The organism is Aquabacterium sp. A3, from assembly GCF_038069945.1.
GTDB lineage: Bacteria > Pseudomonadota > Gammaproteobacteria > Burkholderiales > Burkholderiaceae_C > Aquabacterium.
The window spans coordinates 1-1,093 of sequence record NZ_JBBPEV010000022.1; the positions used below are offsets into that span (position 1 = coordinate 1).

Annotated in this window: 1 protein-coding gene; it reads left to right on the forward strand. The window is 48.5% G+C overall.

The window, feature by feature from the left end:
• Window positions 1–141: 141 nt before the first annotated feature.
• Complete coding sequence (locus tag WNB94_RS17130) at window positions 142–720, forward strand: hypothetical protein (RefSeq protein WP_341391586.1); 579 nt, start codon at window positions 142–144, stop codon at window positions 718–720.
• The last annotated feature ends 373 nt before the right edge of the window (window positions 721–1,093 follow it).

A 1,093-nucleotide genomic window follows, 5' to 3' on the forward strand; every position in this document is an offset into this window, starting at 1 on the left:
CAGCCTAACTGTCAGGTCAACGCGGACGCAACCAAGGGCCATGCCTTCGGCATTTTCATGGCCCTTGGTTGTACCCTCCGCCCTAAAGGGCTCCGGCGCCGGTTACCTTGGTAGTTAGGCCACTACTTAATAAGTATGCATATGTATAAGCAAATAGGCGTCACCCTTCTGGCGTTCTTGATTGGATGCTCCGTATACGCACAAGACGCCAAAGATCAGCGGCGATTCCTCATCTACGCCACAGACAGCAGCATCCCTAGACCTGATGCAGAAGATCGGAATAGTGATGTTCGCTTGGCACAAAAAATGGAGCGGATGTTTCTAGCAATCCTCTCGACTTTCCACGATGGTGTCTACAAAGGCGCAGCGCAATGTGACTTGCGCTCATATTATGGTTTCATTGAGGTGAACGGGGAAGACCCAATGCAGGCATTGCCAACTATCATCGACAGCGCGAATGCTAACCGTGTAGTTGTGCTGTCATTAAAGGCGAAGCCTGTACTCTCACTTGCACTTCAATACTTTGCCATTACACGCAGCGAAGCAGACACTGTGAAACGCCCTAGCTTCAAAGCTTCCCAGGAATTTTTAGACCTAGAGTTCCCGCTAGATCTATCTCCTGATGGCCCATCAATCAAAGATCAAGTTGACACATCAATCAAGGGGGCAGCGAATAAGCTTTGCGATGCCGCAAAAACGCTTGACAGAATCGACCATTAAAAAAAGCAATAGGATCTCCCTCATATGAGCGGTTGGGTTAAAAAATGGAAAAATGTTACGGCTGAAAAGTAATACGTTGGGAGGCATCTTGTTCATGTCAAAGGCAAAATGGCCTAACTGGTTGGTCAAGCTGACGCCAACAGGCTCTGCCTGTTGGTGCCCTCCGCTTCGCTCCGGCGCAGCTTACCGCGGGCGTTAGGCTCCTACATTGACTACAAACAACACCATTCGTACCAAGAACGCAAACGGACACCAAAGCACAAGGAAAAATTCCCATGACAGTACTGAAATCAACATCCATGAAGAGCATGTTCAAGGAACTATTCGCCTCTTTTTGCTTAGTCACTTTTGTAACCCAGTCGCATTCAACACC

Bases quoted from the DNA above. Each gene is read 5' to 3' on its own strand.
- WNB94_RS17130 (WP_341391586.1), top strand. From the start codon at position 142: ATGTATAAGCAAATAGGCGTCACCCTTCTGGCGTTCTTGATTGGATGC.